Source organism: Gordonia sp. (in: high G+C Gram-positive bacteria), assembly GCF_049299075.1.
GTDB lineage: Bacteria > Actinomycetota > Actinomycetes > Mycobacteriales > Mycobacteriaceae > Gordonia.
Window position 1 is genome coordinate 1 of sequence record NZ_JBAQWU010000342.1, and the last position, 1,754, is coordinate 1,754.

At 68.1% G+C, this 1,754-nt stretch carries 2 protein-coding genes and 1 pseudogene; 2 read left to right on the top strand and 1 reads right to left on the bottom strand.

Translation table 11 applies throughout. The features are described from left to right. Positions 1 to 101, bottom strand: a pseudogene (locus WAW85_RS10815) (succinate dehydrogenase, cytochrome b556 subunit); the annotation flags it as partial. Between the two features lie 197 nt (positions 102 to 298). Here WAW85_RS10815 and WAW85_RS10820 point away from each other — a divergent pair. Both WAW85_RS10820 and WAW85_RS10825 read left to right on the top strand, forming a co-directional pair. Continuing rightward, complete coding sequence (locus tag WAW85_RS10820; protein WP_422559617.1) at positions 299 to 712, top strand: cytidine deaminase; 414 nt, start codon at positions 299 to 301, stop codon at positions 710 to 712. Continuing rightward, a partial coding sequence (locus tag WAW85_RS10825) for a thymidine phosphorylase (RefSeq protein WP_422559618.1) occupies positions 709 to 1,754 on the top strand: 1,046 nt, incomplete at its 3' end. The genes WAW85_RS10820 and WAW85_RS10825, both read left to right, overlap by 4 nt.

The window sequence follows — 1,754 nt, forward strand, 5'->3', positions numbered from 1 at the left end:
CCGGTGATGCGCTGGAGCACCCACGCCCACATGCCTGGGTCACCCCGATATCGGGTGCGTTTGCGCACCGGATCCGGTGCGACCTCAGTGGGGGTGCTCATGCGTACTACGCCTCCTGGTGTCGACTGTGGGCTCGGGGACTGCCGGGACATGTTCAGACACGGCCCAAGGACCCAATGAACAATGACTTTAAACCCAAGCTGAGTGTTGTTCTAAATCTCGGTAACAATGTGACCGAAGACCTATTCGAGTATTAGGTTTGCCTTACCTTTAGCGTTTGGGGAATTGGAGGGAAGAGATGACCACGGAAGTCGACTTCGCGCATCTGAGGGAAGCGGCACGGGAGGCGATGAACAGGGCGTATGCCCCGTACTCGGGCTTTCCGGTCGGCGCTGCCGGGGTCAGTGCGTCCGGTCACATCGCTCTTGGATGCAATGTGGAGAATGTCTCATACGGACTGGGTGTCTGCGCCGAAGTCGCGCTGGTGTGCGCGATGGTGACCGGCGGTCTCGGTGAGTTGCGCGCGGTGTCGGTCTGTGACGCCGACGGCGCAATTCTGATGCCCTGTGGTCGGTGCCGTCAGGTGCTGTTGGAGTTCGGCGGTCCGGGACTGATCATCGACTCCCCGCACGGGCCGCGCGCGCTTGTCGAGCTGCTGCCCGAGGCGTTCGGGCCCGACGACCTCGCGCGGGTACGCGGAGCGCAGCGGTGAGCGGGGCGCTCGACCCAGTGAGCATCATCGGCGTCAAACGCGACGGTGGAGAACTGACGACGGCGCAGATCGACGCCGTCGTCCACGGGTTCACCGCCGGCGCGGTGGCGCCCGAGCAGATGTCGGCGCTCGCGATGGCCGTCGTGTGGCGGGGGATGAGCCGTCAGGAGGTCGCCGACTGGACGCGCGCGATGGTCGACTCCGGCGAGCGGATGGATCTGCGCGGGCTGTCCCGCGGCGGGCGGCCGCTGACCACCGTTGACAAGCACTCCACAGGCGGTGTCGGCGACAAGATCACCCTGCCGCTGACGCCGCTGATCGCGTCGTACGGGCTGGCCGTGCCGCAGTTGTCCGGGCGCGGACTCGGGCACACCGGCGGGACCCTGGACAAACTGGAATCCATCCCGGGCTTCTCGGCCCGGGTGTCGGCGGCGCAGATGCGCGCGCAACTCGAAGCGGTCGGTGCGGTGATCTGCGCGGCGTCCGACGAGCTTGCCCCCGCCGACCGCAAACTATATGCGCTGCGCGATGTCACCGGCACCGTCGCCTCGATCCCGCTGATCGCGGCGTCGATCATGAGCAAGAAGATCGCCGAAGGCACCGGTGCGCTGGTGCTGGACGTGAAGGTGGGCTCCGGCGCATTCATGACCTCCCACGACGACGCCGCTGAGCTGGCGCGGACGATGGTGGCGCTCGGCGGCGACGCCGGGGTGCGCACGTCGGCGTTGCTGACCGACATGTCCGTGCCCCTGGGCCGCTCGGCGGGCAATGCGCTGGAGGTGGCCGAGTCGGTGGAGGTGCTGGCTGGCGGGGGGCCCGGCGACGTCGTCGAACTGACCTTGGCCCTCGCGCGGGAAATGCTGGCGGCCGGTGGGCTCGACGACGTCGACCCGGCCGAGCACCTGGCCGGTGGGCAGGCGATGGACTCCTGGCGCGCGATGATCGCGGCGCAGGGCGGTGATCCGGCCGCACCGCTGCCGGTGGCTGAGCATCGGCATGTGGTGCCCGCGCCGGAATCGGGCTGGTTGGCCGAGCTGGATGC

Coding starts and splice junctions, on each gene's coding strand:
- WAW85_RS10820 (WP_422559617.1), top strand. CDS start 299: ATGACCACGGAAGTCGACTTCGCGCATCTGAGGGAAGCGGCACGGGAG.